The organism is Streptomyces beijiangensis, from assembly GCF_017315755.1.
Lineage (GTDB): Bacteria > Actinomycetota > Actinomycetes > Streptomycetales > Streptomycetaceae > Streptomyces > Streptomyces beijiangensis.
Window position 1 is genome coordinate 1 of sequence record NZ_JAFLRJ010000472.1, and the last position, 21,118, is coordinate 21,118.

Genomic DNA, 21,118 nt, shown 5'->3' on the forward strand with positions numbered 1-21,118 from the left:
GGCCGGAGGTCGCGTACGGGGGTCCGGGGGCAGCGCCCATGGTTTCGGGAAGGGGCGGGTCAGGGGAGAGCCTCCGCCCACGCCCCGTCTCCGCCTCCGACACCGTCGGGTCGGCCCACCTCAGCGCCTACGCCCTCACCACCCGCGCGAGCCTCGCCATCGCCACCCCCTACCGCGAGCCCGGCGACCACACCATCGCCGGTGTCGCCGTCGTCCTCCTCTCCCTCCTCACCGCCGAACGGCAGGGCGCCGACGAGTCCGCCCGCTCCTCCGCACTCGTCCGGATGCTCCTCGGCGCGGAGGCGGCAGAGGTCGCGCCCCTCCTGGGCGACGCGCCCTGGACCGTCGTGCACGCCCACGGCGAAGGCCCGCCGCCCACGCTCGGCAGCCCGCTCGTGGACGTGCAGCCGGACGGCACCGTACGGATCCTGCTCCCGGCCGGCCAGGAGCCGGCCCCGCAGCCCGGCTGGACCCTGGGAGCCGGCGCCCCGTCGCAGCCCCACCGCCTCCCCGTCGCCGACGCCGAGGCCGCCCGCGCCCTGCACCGCGCCGAGGCCACCCGGACGGCCCTGGTCCGCCATCGCGGATCGGGTCTGGCCGCGCTCACCGACCCGGACGAGGCAGCCGCGTACGCCCGCGAGCTCCTCACCCCGCTGGGCGGCGGCCCGCTCCCCGGGACCCTCCGCACCTGGCTGGCGCTGCACGGCAGCTGGGACCGTACCGCCGTCGCGCTCGCCGTCCACCGCAACACCGTCCGCCAGCGCATCGCCCGCTGCGCGGCCCTGCTCGACGCCGATCTGGACGACATGGACGTACGCACGGAGCTCTGGTTCGCGCTGCGGAGTGCTGAGGCTCACTCTGGACATAAAGAATGACTGGCGGGTAACTTCTACTGAGCAAGCGCTTAGGTGAATCTACAAGGAGGCTCCCCCGTGCGCCGTACCGTATTCAACGAGGACCACGAGGCGTTCCGGGAGACCCTCCGCGCCTTCATCGAGACCGAGGTCGCCCCGGTCTACGACGAGTGGTTCGCCGCCGGCCAGGCGCCGCGCGAGTTCTACTACAAGCTCGCCGAGCTGGGCATCTTCGGCATCCGCGTCCCCGAGGAGTTCGACGGCGCGGGCATCGACTCGTACAAGTTCGAGGCCGTGATGTACGAGGAGACCGCCCGCGCGGGCGTGTCCTTCGGCGGCTCCGGCGTGCACGTGCTGCTCGGCCTGCCGTACATCAAGATGCTCGCCACCGACGAGCAGAAGAAGCGCTTCCTGCCGAAGTTCGTCTCCGGCGAGGAGATGTGGGCCCTGGCGATGACCGAGCCGGGCACCGGATCCGACCTCGCGGGCATGAAGACCACCGCCAAGCTCTCCGAGGACGGTACGCACTACGTCCTCAACGGCGCCAAGACCTTCATCACCGGCGGTGTGCACGCCGACAAGGTCATCGTCTGCGCCCGTACGTCCGCCCCGCGCGAGGACGACCGCCGCTTCGGCATCTCGCTCTTCGCCGTGGACACCAAGTCCGAGGGCTACTCGGTCGGCCGCAAGCTGGACAAGCTCGGCCTGAAGGTCTCCGACACCGCCGAGCTGGCGTTCGTCGACGTGAAGGTCCCCGTCGAGGACCTCCTCGGCGAGGAGAACAAGGGCTTCTCCTACCTCGGCCTGAACCTCGCCTCCGAGCGCTGGGGCATCGCCTTCGGTGCGTACGCGCAGGCAGCCGCCGCCGTCCGCTTCGCCAAGGAGTACGTCCAGGACCGCACGGTCTTCGGCAAGACGGTCGCCTCGTTCCAGAACACCAAGTTCGAACTGGCCGCCTGCCAGGCCGAGGTGGACGCGGCCCAGGCCGTCGTCGACCGCGCCCTGGAAGCCCTCGACGCGAACGAGCTGACCCCGGCCGAGGCCGCGTCCGCGAAGCTCTTCTGCACCGAGGTCGCGCACCGCGTGATCGACCGCTGCCTGCAGCTGCACGGCGGGTACGGCTTCATGAACGAGTACCCGATCGCCCGCCTGTACGCGGACAACCGGGTCAACCGCATCTACGGCGGCACCAGCGAGGTCATGAAGATGATCATCGCGAAGGACATGGGGCTCTAAGACCCCCGATGCCCAAGTCACTCGACGCCCTCCTCGATCTGCTCGACCTCGAGCGGATCGAGGAGGACATCTTCCGCGGCGAAAGCCGCTCGGCGCTCGTGCCGCGGGTCTTCGGCGGCCAGGTCGCCGCCCAGGCCCTGGTCGCCGCGGGCCGCACCGTGCCCGCCGATCGTTCCCCAAGCTCTCGGCTTCGCTCGAGCAGGGGAGGCCCCATTCCGCACTCCCTCCACGCGTACTTCCTGCGCCCCGGCGACCCCGGCGCGCCGATCGTCTACGAAGTGGACCGCATCCGCGACGGCCGCTCCTTCACCACCCGCCGCGTCGTCGCGATCCAGCACGGGCACCCGATCTTCCATCTCTCGGCGTCCTTCCAGACGTACGAGGAGGGCCTGGAGCACCAGGCGCCGATGCCGGACGCGCCGGACCCGGAAACCCTCCCCACCGCGGCCGAGATGCTGCCGCGTCACCTCCCCGCGAACGTCGCCCAGCGCCTCGTCGAGGCGCGTGCCGCCGTCGATCTGCGCTATGCCGACACCCCGCCGTGGGGCAGCGTCGGCACCCCGCGCGAGGCCCGCTCGCAGGTCTGGTTCCGTACCAACGGCAAGCTCGCTGACGACCCGCTGCTGCACGTCGTGCTCGCCACCTACGTCTCCGACATGACCCTGCTGGACTCGGTCCTGCTCGCGCACGGCCGGGGCGGCTGGGCGGTGGGCGACGTCGTCGGCGCCTCGCTCGACCACGCGATGTGGTTCCACCGTCCTTTCCGGGCGGACGAGTGGCTGCTGTACGACCAGGAGTCGCCCTCCGCGTCGGGCGGCAGGGGGCTCGGCCAGGCCCGCATCTACACCCAGAGCGGGCAGCTGGCCGTCACGGTGATCCAGGAAGGCGTCGTCCGCGTCCCGCGCGACTGACTCCCATAACGGGCATACTGCGCACTTATGACCAGCGTGGAGGATGTCCAAGCCCAGCCCGGGGTCCCGGAGAGCGAGGCCCCGGAGAGCACCACCACCGTCGTCGTCGCGGCAGTCGCCAATCTGGGCATCGCCGTGGCGAAGGCCGTGGCCGGGGTCATCAGCGGATCCAGCGCGATGCTCTCCGAGGCCGCACACTCCGTCGCCGACACGGTCACCGAGGTGCTGCTGCTCACCGCGCTCAAGCGGAGCGAGAAGCCGGCCGACGAGGACCACCCCCTGGGGTACGGCGCCGAGCGCTACCTCTGGGCGATGTTCGCCGCCGTCGCCACCTTCGTCGGCGGCGCCGTCTTCTCCGTGTACGACGGCATCCACACCCTCGTCCACGGCGAGGAACTGGGCGATCCGCTCGTCTCGTACATCGTGCTCGGCGTCTCCTTCCTCCTGGAGGGCTACTCGCTGCGCACCGGCGTCCGTCAGGTCCGCGGCGAGGCCGCCCGTCTGAAGGCCCCCGTCAGGCACTATCTGCGCCACACCCCGGACACCGCGGTGAAGGCCGTGGTGATGGAGGACTCGGCGGCCCTGGTCGGCCTGCTCGTCGCCGCGGGCGGCCTGCTCGGCGGCCAGCTGACCGGCTCCGGCGTCTATGACGGCATCGCGTCGATCCTGATCGGCGTGCTGCTCGTGTACGTCGCCTGGGAGCTGGGCCGCTCCAACGCCAACCTCCTGATCGGCCGGCCGCTGCCGAAGCAGATGCGGGCGGCCGTACGGGAGGAACTGCTGTCCGTGCCGCACATCGTCGGGGTCCTGGAGCTGACCACCCTGCTCCAGGGGCCCAAGGAGATCCTGATCGCGGCGAAGATCGACTTCCGGGACGTCTCGACGGCCGAGGAGATCGAGTGGGCCTGCGAGGAGGCCGAGGAGCAGCTGCGCGAGCGCTTCCCCGCCATCCGGCGGGTCTATCTGGACCCGACGCCGGGTCCCGATCAGATCAGGCCGGATCAGAGCAGGCCGGCGGCGCCCAGCAGGTAGGCCGTCATCGGGTCGTAGAAGCGCGGGTCGGTGACGTGGTCGTCGAGCGGGACGGTGACCTGGAGGGTCCCCTCGGCCTCGCCGATGAAGAGCGCCGGGTCGTTGCAGTCGGCGTACCCGATGGAGTCGATGCCGCGCTGGCCCGCACAGCCCGCCCAGCCGTGGTCGGCGACGACCAGATCCGGCAGCGGCCGGCCGTCGCGCGCGAGTCCGTCCAGGATCGCGGCCATCGGCTCCGGGGAGTGCGTGTGCCACAGGGTCGCGCCGCGCTCCAGCATCGCCACGTCCGCGAACTGGAACACCATGCCCTCGTCCGCGCTGAGCCCGCCCGGAATCCGTACGATCTCGCATCCCGCGGCACGCAGCGCGTCGGCGGTGGCCCGGTGCACGTCGAGCATCCCGCCCGGGTGCCCGGTCGCGAAGAGCACGCGCTCCTGGCCGTCCGCGGCCTTCCGCAGCCTGGCCGCCATGCGCTCCAGGGCGTCGACGGTGAGTTCGGGGTCGATGGTGTCCTGCCCGGTGCGGTGCTGAGGGTCGTCGACGACCCCGCAGCGCTCGGCCATCACCGCGAGCACGTCCTGCTCGTCCCGCCAGCGGTCGCCGAGCTCCAGGCCGAGCCAGTAGTGGCGGTCGCCGTTGGCGAGCTTGCGGTAGTGGGAGAGGTTGTTGTCGCGCGGCGTGGCGACCTCTCCGGCGATGCGCGTACGGACGAGGTGGTCGACAAGGTCGGCGCGGCTGGGAATCGCGGATATCGGCATGAGCCCATTGTGCCGCTCGGGGCGCAGGTCCTGTCCGGCGGATCAGGTCGCCTGCGATTGGCTTTGCGGTCTCGCTGGGGGCGAGCGGTGGTCCGGTGCACTGCGCTGCGCTCCGTCTCGGCTCTTTGATTCATCCTTCGGATGCCGAGCGCAGCTGCAAGGCGGAGGAGGGCGACAACCCGGAGCGGATCCGCCGGACAGGGCCTGAGGCCGTACGCCCTCAGTCCGACAGGGCGGCGAACGCTCCGTGAGCGAGACGGCGCAGCAGGGACTCGGTGGCGGGGCGGCCCAGGGAGCCGAGGTGCGGGGTGGAGTTCAGGAGGCCGAAGACGGCGTGGACGGCGATGCGGGCCTCGGACTCGGGGGCCGTGGGATGGATCTCCCGTACGACACCGACCCACAGCTCCACGTACTGGCGCTGCAGCTGGCGCACCAGCTTGCGGTCGCTGTCGCGCAGCCGGTCCAGCTCGCGGTCGTGGAGGGTGATGAGCGGGCGGTCGTCGAGGGCGAAGTCGATATGGCCGTCGATGAGGGCCGAGAGCACGTCGTCGGGGCCTCCCTCGGTGTCGGCCACGCGGAGCTTCCCGCCGTCGAGGAGGCGCCCGCTGATGCCGACGAGCAGCTCGGCGAGCATCGCGTCCTTGCCCGCGAAATGGCGGTAGAGGCCGGGGCCGCTGATGCCTACGGCGGCGCCTATCTCGTCGACGCCCACGCCGTGGAATCCGCGGGCGGCGAAGAGGCGCGCGGCCTCCTTGAGGATCTGCTCGCGCCGCGTGAGGGCGTCCGTCCTGGTGGTCATGGATTCGATTCTAGACAGTGGAGTTAGCGAGCGTTAACCTGGACGCAACGTGTTAACGCTCATTAACAGAGCAAGGGGGCTCGAAGCGATGCAGCAGGCACCGGTGCTTGCCAGCGCGGCCGACCCCGCCTCCGAGGCCTGGCGGGCCAACGAGGCGGCGCACGAGGCGCTGGCCGGGGAGCTTCGGACGCGGCTGTCCGCGGCCAGGCTCGGGGGCGGCGAGAAGTCCAGGGCGCGGCATGTGGCGCGCGGGAAGCTGCTGCCCAGGGACCGGGTGGACGGGCTGCTCGACCCCGGATCGCCCTTCCTGGAGCTGGCGCCGCTCGCGGCCGAAGGGATGTACGGGGGCGCGGCGCCCGCGGCGGGCGTGATCGCCGGGATCGGGCGGGTGAGCGGGCGCGAGTGCGTGGTCGTCGCCAACGACGCCACCGTCAAGGGCGGTACGTACTACCCGATGACGGTGAAGAAGCATCTGAGGGCGCAGGAAGTGGCCCTGGAGAACCGGCTGCCGTGCATCTATCTGGTGGACTCGGGCGGCGCCTTCCTGCCCATGCAGGACGAGGTCTTCCCCGACCGGGACCACTTCGGACGGATCTTCTACAACCAGGCCCGCCTTTCGGGTGCGGGGATCCCGCAGATCGCCGCGGTGATGGGGTCGTGCACGGCGGGCGGTGCGTATGTGCCCGCGATGAGCGACGAGGCCGTGATCGTGCGCGGTCAGGGCACGATCTTCCTCGGCGGGCCTCCCCTGGTGAAGGCGGCCACGGGCGAGGTCGTGACGGCGGAGGAGCTGGGCGGCGGCGAGGTCCACTCCAAGGTCTCGGGCGTCACCGATCATCTCGCCGAGGACGACGCGCATGCGCTGCGGATCGTACGGACGATTGCCTCGACGCTGCCGGAGCGGGGGCAACTGCCCTGGTCGGTGGAGCCTGTCGAGGAGCCGAAGGTCGATCCTGCGGGGCTGTACGGGGCGGTGCCGGTGGACTCCCGGACCCCGTACGACGTGCGGGAAGTGATCGCGCGGGTCGTCGACGGATCGCGGTTCGCGGAGTTCAAGGCGGAGTTCGGGACGACGCTGGTGACGGGCTTCGCGCGGATCCACGGGCATCCGGTGGGGATCGTCGCCAACAACGGGATCCTCTTCTCGGAATCGGCCCAGAAGGGCGCGCACTTCATCGAGCTGTGCGACCAGCGCGGCATCCCGCTCGTCTTCCTGCAGAACATCTCCGGCTTCATGGTGGGCCGCAGTTACGAGGCGGGCGGCATCGCCAAGCACGGCGCCAAGATGGTGACGGCGGTGGCGTGCGCGCGGGTGCCGAAGCTGACGGTGGTCGTCGGCGGTTCGTACGGAGCGGGCAACTACTCGATGTGCGGGCGCGCTTATTCGCCGCGCTTCCTGTGGATGTGGCCGAACGCCAAGATCTCCGTGATGGGCGGCGAACAGGCGGCCTCGGTGCTCGCGACGGTGAAGCGGGACCAGATCGAGGCGCGGGGCGACGACTGGCCCACGGACGAGGAAGAGGCCTTCAAGGACCCGATCCGCGCGCAGTACGAACAGCAGGGCAACGCCTACTACGCGACCGCCCGGCTGTGGGACGACGGGGTCATCGACCCGATGGAGACCCGGCAGGTCCTGGGACTCGCACTGACCGCGTGTGGCAATGCGCCGCTGGGTGAGCCCGGCTACGGCGTCTTCCGGATGTGATGGGGATGGGAATGTTCGGTTCAGTGCTGGTCGCCAACCGGGGCGAGATCGCCGTCCGCGTCATCCGCACGCTGCGGGAGCTGGGTGTGCGGTCGATCGCCGTCTTCAGCGACGCGGACGCGGACGCCCGGCATGTACGGGAGGCGGACACGGCGGTCCGTATCGGCAGCTATCTGTCGGCCGACGACCTGGTGGAAGCAGGTTTGCGCGCGGGTGCGGAGGCGGTCCACCCGGGGTACGGCTTCCTCGCGGAGAACGCCGGCTTCGCACAGGCCTGCGCGGACGCGGGGCTCGTCTTCATCGGGCCCCCGGCGGCGGCGATCGCCCTGATGGGCGACAAGATCCGGGCCAAGGAGACGGTGTCGGCGGCCGGGGTGCCGGTCGTTCCTGGCGGGTCCGGACCCGAGCTGGAGTCCATTGCCCGCAAGTTGGGCATGCCGGTGCTGCTGAAGCCCTCGGCGGGCGGCGGCGGCAAGGGAATGCGCCTGGTGCGCGACGAGGCGCTGCTCGGCGAGGAGATCGAGGCGGCCAGGCGCGGGGCGCTGAACGCCTTCGGCGACGACACGCTGCTCGTGGAGCGGTGGATCGACCGCCCGCGCCACATCGAGATCCAGGTCCTGGCCGACGGCCATGGACACGTGGTGCACCTGGGCGAGCGCGAGTGCTCGCTGCAGCGACGCCATCAGAAGGTCATCGAGGAGGCGCCGAGCGTCCTCCTCGACGAGGCGACGCGGGCCGCGATGGGCGAGGCGGCCGTGCAGGCGGCACGGAGCTGTGGGTACGAGGGCGCGGGGACGGTGGAGTTCATCGTCCCTGGCGACGACCCGGCCTCGTACTACTTCATGGAGATGAACACGCGCCTGCAGGTCGAGCACCCGGTGACGGAGTACGTGACCGGGCTCGACCTGGTGGAGTGGCAGCTGCGGGTCGCGGCGGGCGAGGAACTCCCGTACGCGCAGGACGACATCACGCTGACCGGGCATGCGATCGAGGCGCGGATCTGTGCGGAAGACCCCGCGCGCGGCTTCCTGCCCTCGGGTGGGACGGTCCTCTCCTTGCGCGAGCCGCAGGGGCACGGGGTGCGGACCGACTCGGGGCTGAGCGAGGGCACGGAGGTCGGCAGTGCGTACGACCCGATGCTGTCGAAGGTCATCGCGTACGGCCCCGACCGCGCGACCGCGCTGCGCAAGCTGCGGGCGGCGCTCGCGGAGACGGTGACGCTCGGCGTACCGACCAACGCGGGCTTCCTGCGGCGGCTGCTCGCCCATCCGGCCGTGGTGGCGGGCGAGTTGGACACGGGTCTGGTGGAGCGGGAGGCGGAGGGGCTTGTCCCCGACGGGATTCCCGACGAGGTGTACGCGGCCGCGGCGGCGGTACGGGACGCGGAGCTGGTCCCTGCGACACCGGCCGGGGGCTGGGCGGACCCCTTCTCGGCGCCGAGCGGATGGCGGCTGGGGGGCGAGGCGGTGGAGACGCGGCACTGGCTGCGCATCAGCGGCCAGGAGCCGGTGCAGGTGCGGGGGACGGGCCGGGTCGGCGACCGTACGGTCTCCGTCACCGTCGACGGGACCGTGCACACCTTCCACCGGGCCGGGGACTGGCTCGGCAGGGACGGGGACTCCTGGCACGTACAGGACCACGACCCCGTGGAGGCAGCGCTGCACGGCGCGGGCGGCTCAAGCACGGGCAGCCTCACCGCGCCCATGCCGGGGACGGTGACGGTCGTCAAGGTGGCCGTCGGTGATCAAGTGGTCGCAGGTCAGGGCCTGTTGGTGGTCGAGGCGATGAAGATGGAGCATCTGATCTCCGCCCCGCACGCCGGCACCGTCACCGAGCTGGACGTCAGGCCGGGCACCACGGTCGCCATGGACCAGGTGCTGGCCGTGGTCGCACCGGAGGAGGAGTCATGACCGACGGACTGCCGATGTGCGTACCGTCCCAGGACCTGCCCGCACGGGTGCGGATCCATGAGGTCGGGGCGCGCGACGGGCTGCAGAACGAGAAGACGGTCGTACCGGTGGAGGTGAAGGCGGAGTTCATCCACCGCCTGGCCGAAGCGGGTCTGACGACGATCGAGGCGACGAGCTTCGTGCACCCGAAGTGGGTGCCCCAACTGGCGGACGCGGAGCAGCTGTTCCCGATGGTCCAGGACATCAAGGGCGTGGCCCTGCCGGTCCTGGTCCCCAACGAACGCGGCCTGGACCGGGCGCTCGCCCTCGGGGCCCGCCGGATCGCGGTCTTCGCCAGCGCCACGGAGTCCTTCGCCAAGGCCAACCTCAACCGGACCGTCGACGAGGCGCTCGCAATGTTCGCCCCCGTGGTCGCGAAGGCGCGGGCGGACAAGGTCCATGTGCGCGGTTACCTGTCGATGTGCTTCGGCGACCCCTGGGAAGGGGCCGTGCCGGTCGCCCAGGTGGTGCGCGTAGCGAAGGCGCTCATGGACCTCGGCTGCGACGAGCTGAGCCTCGGCGACACGATCGGCGTGGCGACGCCGGGTCACGTCCAGACGCTTCTCGCGAGCCTCAACGAGGCAGGGGTGCCGACGAGTTCGATCGGCGTGCACTTCCACGACACGTACGGCCAGGCGCTCTCCAACACCCTGGCAGCCCTCCAGCACGGGGTGACCACCGTGGACGCGTCGGCGGGCGGCCTCGGCGGCTGCCCGTACGCCAAGTCCGCCACGGGCAATCTCGCCACCGAAGACCTCGTGTGGATGCTCGAAGGCCTCGGAATCGACACCGGGGTCGACCTCGGCCGGCTCACCGCCACGAGCGTGTGGCTGGCCTCCGAACTGGGCCGGCCGAGCCCGTCCCGTACCGTCCGAGCCCTCTCCCATCAGGAGTGAACGACCGATGGACCACCGCCTCAACCCCGAGCACGAAGAACTCCGCCGCACCGTGGAGGCGTTCGCGCACGACGTGATCGCCCCGAAGATCGGCGACTTCTACGAGCGGCACGAGTTCCCGTACGAAATCGTCCGCGAAATGGGGCAGATGGGCCTCTTCGGCCTGCCCTTCCCTGAGGAGTACGGCGGCATGGGCGGCGACTACCTCGCCCTCGGGATCGCCCTGGAAGAGCTGGCGCGGGTCGACTCGTCGGTCGCCATCACGCTCGAAGCGGGGGTCTCGCTCGGCGCGATGCCGATCTTCCGGTTCGGCACGGAGGAGCAGAAGCGCGAGTGGCTGCCGCGGATGTGCTCGGGCGAGGTCCTGGGCGCGTTCGGCCTCACCGAGCCGGAGTGCGGCAGCGACGCGGGCGGCACGCGCACGACTGCCGTCCTCGACGGGGACGAGTGGGTGATCAACGGCTCGAAGTGCTTCATCACCAACTCGGGCACGGACATCACGGGCCTGGTCACGGTCACGGCGGTGACGGGCCGCAAGGACGATGGCCGCCCGCGCATCTCCTCGATCATCGTCCCGTCGGGCACGCCCGGATTCACGGTGGCGGCTCCGTACTCGAAGGTCGGCTGGAACGCCTCGGACACGCGTGAGCTGTCCTTCTCGGACGTACGGGTCCCGGCGGCGAACCTGGTCGGCGAAGAGGGCCGCGGCTACGCCCAGTTCCTGCGCATCCTCGACGAGGGCCGGGTCGCGATCTCGGCGCTCGCGACAGGCCTGGCGCAGGGCTGCGTGGACGAGTCCCTCTCGTACGCCAAGACCCGCAAGGCCTTCGGCCGACCGATCGGGGACAACCAGGCGATCCAGTTCAAGCTCGCGGACATGGAGATGAAGGCGCACACGGCGCGCCTGGCCTGGCGCGACGCGGCGTCGCGCCTGGTGGCGGGCGACCCCTTCAAGAAGGAGGCGGCACTGGCGAAGCTGTACTCCTCGACGGTGGCGGTGGACAACGCGCGGGAGGCTACGCAGATCCATGGCGGGTACGGCTTCATGAACGAGTACCCGGTGGCGCGGATGTGGCGGGACTCCAAGATCCTGGAGATCGGTGAGGGCACGAGCGAGGTGCAGCGGATGCTGATCGCACGGGAGATGGGCCTCTCCGCCTGAGGCGGGGCGGGGCACGACCCCTGGCTGCGCCCCGCCCCCGGTAAGCGACCTTCGGCCGCTTGTCCTCAAGCTCCCCCAAGCTCTTAAGGAGCAGGGGGGACCCCCTCGACGGGCTGGATTTGCCTGATGTGGCCCTTCTTGTGCGCGCACAAGATTTTCGGACGCGGGCCACATCAGCGCACAAATCAAGCTTGTAGCCGCACGAGAAATCCGGTGGTGGGCAAAATCAGCCCCTCCGGCGATTGAGGAGCGGGGGTCCGGGGGTGCGCCCCCGGACCCGGAAACCGTTCGACACGCTGGCCTCGCACTTGGCAGAGTCCCGTCATGGACACCCGCTTCTGGCCTCTGTACGGTCTCCGCCTCACCACCCCCCGCCTGGAGCTCCACCTCCCCGACCTCCGCGATCTCGACGCGCTCGCGGCCGTCGCCGCCGACGGGGTGCACGACCCCGACCGGATGCCCTTCAGCGTCCCGTGGACCGACGCCGAGCCCGAGGCCCGCGGGCGGGCCACCTTCCAGCACGTGCTGTCCACCATCGCCGGCTGGACCCCCGCCGACTGGAACCTGAGCCTCGTCGTCCTGCACCAGGGCAAGACCGTCGGCCGTATGGATCTGATGGCCAAGGACTTCGCCACGACCCGCGAGATCCTCACCGGATCCTGGCTGGGGATCGCCCACCAAGGCCAGGGCATCGGCACCGAGATGCGCGCCGCCGCCCTCCATCTCGCCTTCGCCGGGCTCGGCGCCCGCAGCGCCACCTCGGGGGCGCTCAGCGACAACGCGGCCTCGCTCGGCGTCTCGCGCAAGCTCGGCTACCGCGAGGACGGCATCGAGACCCTGTCCGTACGGGGAAAGGCCGTCACCCTGCAGCGGCTCCGCATCGACCGTGCCGACTGGGAGGCCCGGGAGGAGGCCCGTCGCAGCGTCGATGTGACGATCAGCGGTCTCGAGGAGTGCCTCGTGCAGTTCACGGGGTAGGGCGTGAGGGGCGCCCCCTGGACACATGGCAAGGTTAGGCTAACCTACCTTTGAACTTGCCCAGTGGCCTCCCCGGCACGTATGGAAAGCAGAGCCCTGCCATGCCCTCCTCCACCCGCGCTTCCCAGCTCTCCCGTCGTGGCCTGCTCGCCGCAGGCGGCGTCATCGGCATCGGTGCCGCCCTCACCGCCTGCGGCGGAAGCGACGACAAGAAAAAGTCGGGGAGCGCCGCCGAGGACTCCGGCCCCTGGACCTTCACGGACGACCGCGGCACGAAGCTGAGCACCAAGTCGACGCCCAAGAACATCGTCGCCTTCACCGGCACCGCCGCAGCTCTCTTCGACTACGGCATCGAGGTCAAGGGTGTCTTCGGCCCGACCAAGACCGCTGACGGCAAGGCCGACGTCCAGGCCGGCGACATGGACATAGCGAAGCTCACGATCCTCGGCAACGTCTGGGGCGAGTTCAACGTCGAGAAGTACGCCACCCTCGCGCCCGATCTGCTCGTCACCGACATGTGGCAGAAGGACGCCCTCTGGTACGTCCCGGACGAGTCCAAGGCCAAGATCCTCAAGCTGGCCCCGTCCGCCGCACTCTGGGCCGCCGAGGTCAACATGGCGAAGGCCCTGCAGCGCCGCGCCGACCTCGCCAAGTCCCTCGGCGCCGACCTCACGTCGGCGAAGTTCACCGACGCCAAGGCCGCCTTCGAGAAGGCCGCCGCCCGGCTGCGCGCCGCCGCGAAGTCCAAGCCGGACATCAAGGTCCTGATCGGCTCCGCGTCCAAGGACCTGCTGTACGCATCGGTCCCGAAGATGTCCGCGGACACGCTCTACTTCCAGGAGCTGGGTGTCAACTTCGTCGAGCCCAAGGCCAACGCCCAGGGCTTCTTCGAGGAGCTCAGCTGGGAGAACGCCGACAAGTACAAGGCCGACGTGATCATGATGGACAACCGTTCGTCGGCCCTGCAGCCGTCCGCACTGACGTCGAAGCCGACCTGGGCGGCGCTCCCCGCGGTCAAGGCCGGCCAGGTCGTCCCGCGCACGACCGAGCCGATCTACTCGTACGCCAAGTGCACCCCGATCCTCGACGACCTGGCCAAGGCCATCGAGAATGCCAAGAAGGTGAGCTGACCCCAGTGACGACTGTCGCCGCCCCGCCGACCGCACCCGAAATCGCGCCGTTCCGCCTCTTCGGCCTCCAGGTCGTCGGGGCGCGACGGCTCGGCCCCTCCATCATCCGCGTCACCTTCGGGGGCCCGGAACTCCGGGAGTTCGCCGCGGGGGGCCGCGACCAGAGCCTCTCGCTCTTCCTGCCGCAGCCCGGCCAGTACGAGCCCGTACTGCCGCCGCTCGAAGCGGGCGACGACTGGTTCACCCGGTACCGGGCGCTGCCCGACGACATACGGGCCGTGATGCGCTCGTACACGGTGCGCGCCCAGCGTCGCCGGCCCGACGACGAGGTCGACATCGACTTCGCGGTCCACGACGATGGCGGCCCCGCCTGCCGCTGGGCCCTGCGAGCCGCCCCCGGTGACCGCGTCACCGTGCTGGGCCCCGCCGTCGCCGACAACACCGCCGTACGTTTCCGGCCGCGTGAAGGGACGGACTCCGTCCTGATCTGGGCCGACGAGACGGCCCTGCCCGCCGCCGCCGCGATCCTGGAGTGGCTGCCCGCCGGCACAACGGCCCGTGTCTGGCTGGAGGTTCAGCACACCAGGGACCGCCAGGCGCTGAACACCGCCGCCGACGCACGGATCACCTGGCTCGTACGGGAAGAAGGCGCACCTGCGGCCGTCGACGCCGTACGCGAGGCCGCGCTGCCCGGCACCCGCCCTTACGTGTGGATCGCCGGCGAGTCCGGCTCGGTAAAAGCACTGCGCCGCCATCTCGTACGCGAACGCGGGCTCGACCGGCGCGACATCACCTTCGTCGGCTACTGGCGCCGCGGCCTCAGCGAGGAGCAACTGCGGGAAGAGGCCGCCGGATAGGGCGAAACGCCCCACCCCGGTAACGGCTGGAACAGAACCACTCCGGAGGGGGCGGGGGTGCGAAAGAGAGTTAGGTTAGGCTAACCTAACTAACGCTTCGCACCCCCACCCCCTTCTCCCTGCCCGGAGGACCGTTCATGCGCTCACACCTGCTCAATGAGACGACCGCGGAGCTCTACCGCCGCTCCGCGACCGAAGCAGTGGAGCGGGTGGCAGCCCACATCGCCGCCACCAAAAGGCCGTTCACCGGCGTCTCCCCCGACGAGCTCTCCCCGGCCGTCGACGCCATCGATCTGGACCGGCCGCTGGGCGACACATCCGCCGCCCTCGACGAGCTCGAAGAGGTCTACCTCCGCGACGCCGTCTACTTCCACCACCCCCGCTATCTCGCCCACCTCAACTGCCCCGTCGTCATCCCGGCCGTCACCGCAGAAGCGATCCTCGCCGCCGTCAACTCCTCTCTGGACACCTGGGACCAGAGCGCGGGCGGCACGCTGATCGAGCGCCGCCTCATCGACTGGACGGCGGGCAGGATCGGTTACGGACCGACGACCGCCGACGGCGTCTTCACCAGCGGCGGCAGCCAGTCCAACCTCCAGGCGCTGCTGCTCGCCCGTGAGGAGACGAAGACCGACGGAAGGACCCAACACCCCGCTGATCTCCGGGTGTTCACCTCCGAGGCCAGCCACTTCTCCGTACAGAAGTCGGCCAAACTCCTCGGCCTGCCGCCCGAGTCGGTCGTCGCGATCCCTGTCGACCACGACAAGCGCATGCAGACCGTGGCCCTCGCCCACGCCCTGGAGCGCTGCGAGGCGGAAGGCGCGATCCCGATGGCCGTCGTCGCCACCGCGGGCACCACCGACTTCGGCTCCATCGACCCGCTGCCCGAGATCGCCGCGCTGTGCGCGCGGTACGGGACCTGGATGCACGTGGACGCGGCGTACGGCTGCGGGCTCCTCGTCTCCCCCACTCGCCGCCACCTCCTCGAAGGCATCGAGAGCGCGGACTCCGTCACCGTCGACTACCACAAGTCCTTCTTCCAGCCGGTGAGTTCGAGCGCCCTCCTGGTGCGCGACGGGGTCACCTTGCGCCATGCGACGTACTACGCGGACTACCTCAACCCGCGCTCGGCGCCCGTGCCCAACCAGGTCGACAAGTCCCTCCAGACCACCCGCCGCTTCGACGCGCTCAAGCTCTGGATGACGCTGCGCGTGATGGGCGCGGACGGCATCGGCGAACTCTTCGACGAGGTCGTCGACCTGGCCGCCGAGGGCTGGAAGGTCCTCGCCGCCGATCCCCGCTTCGACGTCGCCGTCGAGCCGCAGCTCTCCACCCTCGTCTTCCGCTACATCCCCTCCGACGTGACCAGCCCCGCCATGATCGACCGCGCCAACCTCTACGCACGCAAGGCGCTGTTCGCCTCGGGCGAGGCAGTCGTCGCCGGTACGAAGGTCGGCGGGCGCCACTACCTGAAATTCACCCTCCTCAACCCGCAGACGACCGTCGCCGACATTGAGGCGGTCCTCGACCTCCTCGCCGGACACGCACGCCAGTACCTGGGAGACTCCCTTGTCCACGCCTCATGACTTCATCGCGATCGGTCTCGGCCCCTTCAATCTGGGGCTCGCCGCGCTGACGGAGCCCATCGACGAACTCGACGGACTCTTCCTCGAATCGAAGCCGGACTTCGACTGGCACAGCGGCATGTTCCTGGAGGGCTCCACGCTCCAGACACCCTTCATGTCGGACCTCGTCACCCTCGCCGACCCGACGTCGCCCTTCTCCTTCCTCAACTACCTGAAGGAATCGGGGCGGTTGTACTCCTTCTACATCCGCGAGAGCTTCTATCCGCTCCGCGAGGAGTTCAACGACTACTGCCGCTGGGCCGCCGCGAAGATCCCCGCGATCCGCTTCAACGAGACGGTGACGGAGGTCGGTTACGACGAGGGGGACGCGCTCTACTCCGTACGGACGACGAGCGGCGCCACGCACCGCGCCCGCAAACTGGTCCTGGGCACCGGGACCCCGGCGTACATCCCCGAGTCCTGCCGCGGCATCGGCGGCGACCTGATCCACAACTCCCGCTATCTGGACGGCAAAGCGGCGCTCCAGGAGAAGGAGTCGATCACGATCGTCGGCAGCGGCCAGAGCGCGGCCGAGATCTACTACGACCTCCTGTCGGACATCGACGCGCATGGCTACGCCCTGAACTGGGTCACCCGCTCGCCCCGCTTCTTCCCGCTGGAGTACACCAAGCTCACGCTGGAGATGACGTCCCCGGAGTACGTCGACTACTTCCACGCACTCCCGCCGTCGACCCGCGACCGCCTCAACACCGCCCAGAAGAACCTCTACAAGGGCATCAACAGCGAGCTCATCGACGCGATCTTCGACCTGCTGTACGCGAAGAACCGCCGCGGCCCGGTCCCGACCCGCCTGATGACCAACACGGCGCTTGACACGGCGAGTTACGACCACGGGACCTACACCCTGGGCCTCCGCCAGGAGGAGCAGGGCAAGGACCTCAGCCTCGCCACCCAGGGCCTGATCCTGGCCACCGGGTACAAGTACGAGGTCCCCGCCTTCCTGGCCCCCGTCCGCGACCGCATCAACTGGGACGACCAGGGCCGCTTCGACGTCCACCGCAACTACAGCATCACCCCGGACGCCTCGATCTACGTCCAGAACGCCGAGCTGCACACCCACGGCTTCGTCGCCCCCGACCTCGGCATGGCCGCGTACCGCAACTCGACGATCATCCGCGAGCTGCTCGGCGGCCAGGAGTACTACGCGGTCGAAAAGGCCATCGCTTTCCAGGAGTTCGCCGCATGACGCCCATCGTCTTCCGCCCCCTCGACCCCCTCACCGACTCCGAGCTCGTCCACGGCTGGGTCACCCACCCCAAGGCAGCGTTCTGGCTGATGCAGGACGCGTCGCTCCCGGACGTCGAGCGCGAGTACATGGCCATCGCGGCCTCGCCGCACCACGACGCGTACATCGGCCTCCACGACGGCACGCCCGCCGTCCTCATGGAGCGCTACGACCCGGCGCACATCGAGCTCAAGGGTCTGTACGAGGCCGAGGAGGGCGACGTCGGCATGCACTTCCTCGTCGCGCCCACCGACACCCCCGTCCACGGTTTCACCCGCGCCGTGATCACCGCGGTCATGGCGGAGCTCTTCGCCGACCCCGCGACCCGCCGTGTCGTGGTCGAGCCCGACGTCCGCAACTCCGCCGTCCACACCCTCAACAAGGACGTCGGCTTCGAGATCGTCCGCGAGCTCCAAAAGCCGGAGAAAACCGCCTACTTGAGCATATGCACCCGCCAGAGCTACGAAGAGGCGACCCGATGACCGCACAGCCCGACCACCTCACCCCCGCACTCTGGACCGAGGCCAACCGCCTCCTCGTCCGCAAGGCGCTCGCCGAGTTCTCGCACGAGCGGCTGCTCACACCGCGCGCGCTGGGCGAGGACAGGTACGCCGTCCCCAGCGACGACGGCACGGTCGAGTACCGCTTCACGGCCTGCGTCCTCGCCCTCGACCACTGGCAGATCCCGGCCGACTCGATCACCCGCCACCGCGACGACGCCCGGCTCCCGCTGGACGCACTCGACTTCTTCATCGAGCTGCGCGGTGCGCTCGGCCTCTCCGAGACGGTCCTGCCCACCTACCTGGAGGAGATCTCCTCCACCCTCTCCGGCACGGCGTACAAACTCACCAAGCCGCACGTCCCCGCAGCCGAACTCGCCCGCTCGGACTTCCAGTCCATCGAGACGGGCATGACCGAGGGCCACCCCTGCTTCGTGGCCAACAACGGCCGGCTGGGCTTCGGCGCGGACGAGTACCTGGCGTACGCCCCCGAGACCGCGAACCCCGTCCACCTGGTCTGGCTGGCGGCCCGCCGCGACCGCGCCACGTTCACCGCGGGCGAGGGCCTGGACTACGACACCCTCGTACGCACCGAACTCTCGCCCCGCACCCTGGCGCGCTTCGAGCGGACGATGACCTCGCAAGGCCTCGACCTGGCCGACTACTACCTCATCCCCGCGCACCCCTGGCAGTGGCAGAACAAGCTCTCCGTCACCTTCGCCGGGGAGGTGGCCCAGCAGCGCCTGGTCCACCTGGGTCCTGGCGACGACGCGTACCTCGCCCAGCAGTCGATCCGTACCTTCTACAACACCACGGACCCCGCCAAGCACTACGTCAAAACGGCGCTCTCCGTCCTCAACATGGGCTTCATGCGCGGCCTCTCCGCCGCCTATATGGAGGCGACCCCGGCCATCAACGACTGGCTGGCGCAGCTGATCGCGGCCGACCCGACGCTCACCGCCACCGGCCTCACCGTCATCCGGGAGCGCGCGGCGATCGGCTACCACCACCGCCAGTACGAGGCCGCCACCGCCAAGGGCTCCCCGTATCTGAAAATGCTCGCCGCCCTCTGGCGCGAGAGCCCCGTCCCCGCCCTGGCGCCCGGCGAGCGCCTCGCCACGATGGCCTCGCTCCTGCACACGGACCGCGAGGGCGCCTCGCTGGCGGCCTCGCTCATCACCGAGTCGGGCCTGACCCCGCAGGAGTGGCTGCGCGGCTACCTCACCGCCTACTTCACGCCGCTCCTGCACAGCTTCTACGCCTACGACCTGGTCTACATGCCGCACGGCGAGAACGTGATCCTGGTCATCAAGGACGGCGCCGTACAGCGCGCGATCTACAAGGACATCGCCGAGGAGATCGCGGTGATGGACCCCCACGCGGTGCTCCCGCCCGCGGTCGAGCGGATCCGCGCGGACGTCCCCGAGGACATGAAAATCCTGTCCCTCTTCACGGACGTCTTCGACTGCTTCTTCCGCTTCCTCAACGCCACGCTGGTGACGGAGGGCGTCCTGGAGGAGAAGGACTTCTGGAGCACGGTCGCCGACTCGGTCCGCGACTACCAGGAGGCGCATCCCCAACTGGCCGACAAATTCCGCCAGTACGACCTCTTCGCCCCCGAGTTCACGCTGTCCTGCCTCAACCGGCTGCAGCTCCGCAACAACCAGCAGATGGTGGACCTCACGGACCCGGCGGGAGCACTCCAGCTCGCGGGCACCCTGCAGAACCCGATCGCCTGAGCGCGGCGGTGCCCCGGGAGAAGCTCTCTCCCGGGGCACCGGATCCACCCTCGCTTCCGGTCCTCTAGCCGGCAGGCCAGGGCACCACCGGCGACCGGTAGTAGTCGATCCCCAGTGCCGCCAGGCGCGGGCCCTGCTGCGCCAGCCGCACCTTGTACGCGTCCCAGTCGTGCGTGGACTCCGGCGACCAGCCGAGCTCCGCGATGCCCGCAAGCCGCGGGAACGCCATGAACTCGATCTCGTCGCTGTTGGTCAGCGTCTCCGACCAGATCGGCGCCTCGACGCCCAGGATCGCGTCCGCGGGGACCCCCTTGATGAAGGTCGCCGGGTCCCAGTTGTAGGACTTGTCGACCTCGACCAGACCCGCCCAGTCCAGACCCAGCGGGGTGTTCGCGTCGTACTTCATGTCCAGGTACGCACGGTTCGCCGGCGACATCACCAGCTTGGTGCCCGCCTTCGCCGCCGCCACCACATCGGCCTCATCACCCTCGGTCCCCCAGTACTGCGCGACCGCGCCCTTCACCGGGTTCCCGTCGACGATCTGGTGCCAGCCCATCACGGTCTTGCCGTACTTCTGGACGATGGCCTGCGCCTTCCCCATGTACGTCTGGTAGTCCGCGTGGCTCGTCGAGTGCGCCTCGTCGCCGCCGATGTGGATGTACTTGCCGGGCGTGATCGCGGCCAGCTCGCGCACCACGTCGTCGATGAAGTCGTACGTCACCGGCTTGCCCGCGCACAGCGAGCTGAAGCCGACGTCCGTGCCCGTGTAGAGCGGGGGCGCGACGCCGTCGCAGTTCAGCTCGGCGTACGAGGCGAGAGCGGCATTGGTGTGGCTGGGGGTGTCGATCTCGGGGACGACCTCCAGATAGCGCGAGGCCGCGTACCGGACGATCTCCTTGTAGTCGGCCTGCGTGTAGTAGCCGCCCTTGCCGCCGCCGACCTGGGTGGTGCCGCCGTACGTGGCCAGCCGCGGCCAGGAGTTGATGGCGATGCGCCAGCCCTGGTCGTCGCTGAGGTGCAGATGCAGCTTGTTGATCTTGTAGAGCGCCATCTGGTCGATGTACCGCTTGACCTGCTCGACGGTGAAGAAGTGCCGCGAGACGTCGATCATGGCGCCCCGGTAGGCGTAGCGCGGGGTGTCGGTGACCGTCCCGCCCGCCACCTTCCACGGGCCCGGCTGACGGCTGTCCTTCTCGACCGAGGCGGGGAGCAGCTGCCGCAGCGTCTGCACGCCGTGGAAGAGCCCGGCGGCCTTGCGGGCGGTGATGGTCACCCCGTGCTTGCCGCTGTCCAGGCGGTAGCCCTCGTCGCCCAGGCTCTTGTCGTGCGTACTGATCCGCAGCCGGATCCCGTCCTTGGCGCCGTGCCCGTCGTCGGTGACCGGGAGCCGGTAGCCGGTGGAGGGCCGCAGCACCCCGGCCAGATAGCCGCCGATCGCGCGCACCTCGCGCGACCGGTCGACCTGGATGCTGGTCCTGCTCGTGATGGCGTACGCGGATCCGCCCGGGACGACCGATGCGGGTGCGGGCACGATCTGGTCGAGCGGACGGATGTCGGGGACGGTGACGGGGGAGGCGGCGGACGGAGCGTGGATGGCGCCGATGGAGGAGACACCGGCGGCCGCGACGAGCAGCAGCGAGCCGAGGAGGTGGGGGAACGTTCTGCGCTGTCTCACAAGCGGGTCCCTTTCGACGGGGTCGCGCGACTGTGGTGCGGAGCAACTGAACGCTCACCATGGGAC

The 21,118-nt window shown here is 70.0% G+C and carries 18 protein-coding genes; 15 read left to right on the forward strand and 3 right to left on the reverse strand.

All coding sequences use genetic code 11. The features are described from left to right. The 4 genes from J0695_RS34945 to J0695_RS34960 form a co-directional block, all read left to right on the forward strand. Positions 1–875 (forward strand): helix-turn-helix domain-containing protein (locus J0695_RS34945; protein WP_206968791.1); only part of this gene is annotated, 875 nt, incomplete at its 5' end. A gap of 57 nt (positions 876–932) precedes the next feature. After that, positions 933–2,090, forward strand: coding sequence for an acyl-CoA dehydrogenase family protein (locus J0695_RS34950; RefSeq protein WP_206968792.1), 1,158 nt, complete (start codon positions 933–935; stop codon positions 2,088–2,090). 8 nt (positions 2,091–2,098) lie between these two features. Continuing rightward, positions 2,099–3,001: an acyl-CoA thioesterase gene (locus J0695_RS34955; protein WP_206968793.1), complete on the forward strand. Its 903-nt coding sequence runs from the start codon at positions 2,099–2,101 to the stop codon at positions 2,999–3,001. A gap of 27 nt (positions 3,002–3,028) precedes the next feature. Continuing rightward, positions 3,029–4,033 (forward strand): cation diffusion facilitator family transporter, encoded by a 1,005-nt coding sequence (locus tag J0695_RS34960; RefSeq protein ID WP_206968794.1) that lies wholly within the window; start codon positions 3,029–3,031, stop codon positions 4,031–4,033. Here J0695_RS34960 and J0695_RS34965 read toward each other — a convergent pair. Both J0695_RS34965 and J0695_RS34970 read right to left on the reverse strand, forming a co-directional pair. Further along, positions 4,003–4,791, reverse strand: coding sequence for a phosphatase (locus J0695_RS34965; protein WP_206968795.1), 789 nt, complete (start codon positions 4,789–4,791; stop codon positions 4,003–4,005). The genes J0695_RS34960 and J0695_RS34965 overlap by 31 nt on opposite strands. Positions 4,792–5,011: 220 nt before the next feature. Then, on the reverse strand, positions 5,012–5,590 hold the full coding sequence (locus tag J0695_RS34970; protein WP_206968796.1) for an SACE_7040 family transcriptional regulator: 579 nt from the start codon (positions 5,588–5,590) through the stop codon (positions 5,012–5,014). Between the two features lie 88 nt (positions 5,591–5,678). Here J0695_RS34970 and J0695_RS34975 point away from each other — a divergent pair, with 88 nt between their 5' ends. From J0695_RS34975 to J0695_RS35025, 11 genes are all read left to right on the forward strand, one after another. Beyond that, positions 5,679–7,295: a carboxyl transferase domain-containing protein gene (locus J0695_RS34975; RefSeq protein WP_206968797.1), complete on the forward strand. Its 1,617-nt coding sequence runs from the start codon at positions 5,679–5,681 to the stop codon at positions 7,293–7,295. Positions 7,296–7,300: 5 nt separating this feature from the next. Next, complete coding sequence (locus J0695_RS34980) at positions 7,301–9,205, forward strand: acetyl/propionyl/methylcrotonyl-CoA carboxylase subunit alpha (RefSeq protein ID WP_206968798.1); 1,905 nt, start codon at positions 7,301–7,303, stop codon at positions 9,203–9,205. Continuing rightward, positions 9,202–10,140 (forward strand): hydroxymethylglutaryl-CoA lyase, encoded by a 939-nt coding sequence (locus J0695_RS34985; RefSeq protein ID WP_206968799.1) that lies wholly within the window; start codon positions 9,202–9,204, stop codon positions 10,138–10,140. Before J0695_RS34980 ends, J0695_RS34985 begins: the two co-directional genes overlap by 4 nt. A gap of 7 nt (positions 10,141–10,147) precedes the next feature. Beyond that, positions 10,148–11,302, forward strand: coding sequence for an acyl-CoA dehydrogenase family protein (locus J0695_RS34990; RefSeq protein ID WP_206968800.1), 1,155 nt, complete (start codon positions 10,148–10,150; stop codon positions 11,300–11,302). 324 nt (positions 11,303–11,626) lie between these two features. Next, the gene (locus J0695_RS34995) at positions 11,627–12,280 is read left to right on the forward strand and encodes a GNAT family N-acetyltransferase (RefSeq protein ID WP_206968801.1); all 654 of its coding nucleotides are present in this window, start codon (positions 11,627–11,629) and stop codon (positions 12,278–12,280) included. A gap of 101 nt (positions 12,281–12,381) precedes the next feature. Beyond that, on the forward strand, positions 12,382–13,410 hold the full coding sequence (locus J0695_RS35000; RefSeq protein ID WP_206968802.1) for an ABC transporter substrate-binding protein: 1,029 nt from the start codon (positions 12,382–12,384) through the stop codon (positions 13,408–13,410). Between the two features lie 5 nt (positions 13,411–13,415). Then, entirely contained in the window at positions 13,416–14,267 is an 852-nt protein-coding gene (locus J0695_RS35005) for a siderophore-interacting protein (RefSeq protein ID WP_206968803.1), read from the forward strand. 137 nt (positions 14,268–14,404) lie between these two features. Next, a complete protein-coding gene (locus tag J0695_RS35010) occupies positions 14,405–15,853 on the forward strand; it encodes a pyridoxal phosphate-dependent decarboxylase family protein (protein WP_206968804.1) in 1,449 nt (482 codons plus the stop codon). After that, on the forward strand, positions 15,837–17,099 hold the full coding sequence (locus J0695_RS35015) for a lysine N(6)-hydroxylase/L-ornithine N(5)-oxygenase family protein (RefSeq protein ID WP_206968805.1): 1,263 nt from the start codon (positions 15,837–15,839) through the stop codon (positions 17,097–17,099). The genes J0695_RS35010 and J0695_RS35015 overlap by 17 nt, the downstream gene beginning before the upstream one ends. Then, on the forward strand, positions 17,096–17,620 hold the full coding sequence (locus J0695_RS35020) for a GNAT family N-acetyltransferase (protein ID WP_206968806.1): 525 nt from the start codon (positions 17,096–17,098) through the stop codon (positions 17,618–17,620). The genes J0695_RS35015 and J0695_RS35020 overlap by 4 nt, the downstream gene beginning before the upstream one ends. Further along, positions 17,617–19,377: an IucA/IucC family protein gene (locus J0695_RS35025; protein ID WP_206968807.1), complete on the forward strand. Its 1,761-nt coding sequence runs from the start codon at positions 17,617–17,619 to the stop codon at positions 19,375–19,377. Before J0695_RS35020 ends, J0695_RS35025 begins: the two co-directional genes overlap by 4 nt. Before the next feature lie 64 nt (positions 19,378–19,441). On the opposite strand, the gene J0695_RS35030 is transcribed toward J0695_RS35025, so the two are convergent. Continuing rightward, the gene (locus tag J0695_RS35030; protein WP_206968808.1) at positions 19,442–21,052 is read right to left on the reverse strand and encodes a beta-N-acetylhexosaminidase; all 1,611 of its coding nucleotides are present in this window, start codon (positions 21,050–21,052) and stop codon (positions 19,442–19,444) included. Positions 21,053–21,118 lie beyond the last annotated feature (66 nt).

Bases quoted from the DNA above. Each gene is read 5' to 3' on its own strand.
- J0695_RS34955 (WP_206968793.1), top strand. From the start codon at position 2,099: ATGCCCAAGTCACTCGACGCCCTCCTCGATCTGCTCGACCTCGAGCGG.
- J0695_RS35025 (WP_206968807.1), top strand. From the start codon at position 17,617: ATGACCGCACAGCCCGACCACCTCACCCCCGCACTCTGGACCGAGGCC.
- J0695_RS35020 (WP_206968806.1), top strand. From the start codon at position 17,096: ATGACGCCCATCGTCTTCCGCCCCCTCGACCCCCTCACCGACTCCGAG.
- J0695_RS34975 (WP_206968797.1), top strand. From the start codon at position 5,679: ATGCAGCAGGCACCGGTGCTTGCCAGCGCGGCCGACCCCGCCTCCGAG.
- J0695_RS34960 (WP_206968794.1), top strand. From the start codon at position 3,029: ATGACCAGCGTGGAGGATGTCCAAGCCCAGCCCGGGGTCCCGGAGAGC.
- J0695_RS34980 (WP_206968798.1), top strand. From the start codon at position 7,301: ATGGGAATGTTCGGTTCAGTGCTGGTCGCCAACCGGGGCGAGATCGCC.
- J0695_RS35000 (WP_206968802.1), top strand. From the start codon at position 12,382: ATGCCCTCCTCCACCCGCGCTTCCCAGCTCTCCCGTCGTGGCCTGCTC.
- J0695_RS34990 (WP_206968800.1), top strand. From the start codon at position 10,148: ATGGACCACCGCCTCAACCCCGAGCACGAAGAACTCCGCCGCACCGTG.
- J0695_RS34965 (WP_206968795.1), bottom strand. From the start codon at position 4,791: ATGCCGATATCCGCGATTCCCAGCCGCGCCGACCTTGTCGACCACCTC.
- J0695_RS35010 (WP_206968804.1), top strand. From the start codon at position 14,405: ATGCGCTCACACCTGCTCAATGAGACGACCGCGGAGCTCTACCGCCGC.
- J0695_RS34970 (WP_206968796.1), bottom strand. From the start codon at position 5,590: ATGACCACCAGGACGGACGCCCTCACGCGGCGCGAGCAGATCCTCAAG.
- J0695_RS34995 (WP_206968801.1), top strand. From the start codon at position 11,627: ATGGACACCCGCTTCTGGCCTCTGTACGGTCTCCGCCTCACCACCCCC.
- J0695_RS34985 (WP_206968799.1), top strand. From the start codon at position 9,202: ATGACCGACGGACTGCCGATGTGCGTACCGTCCCAGGACCTGCCCGCA.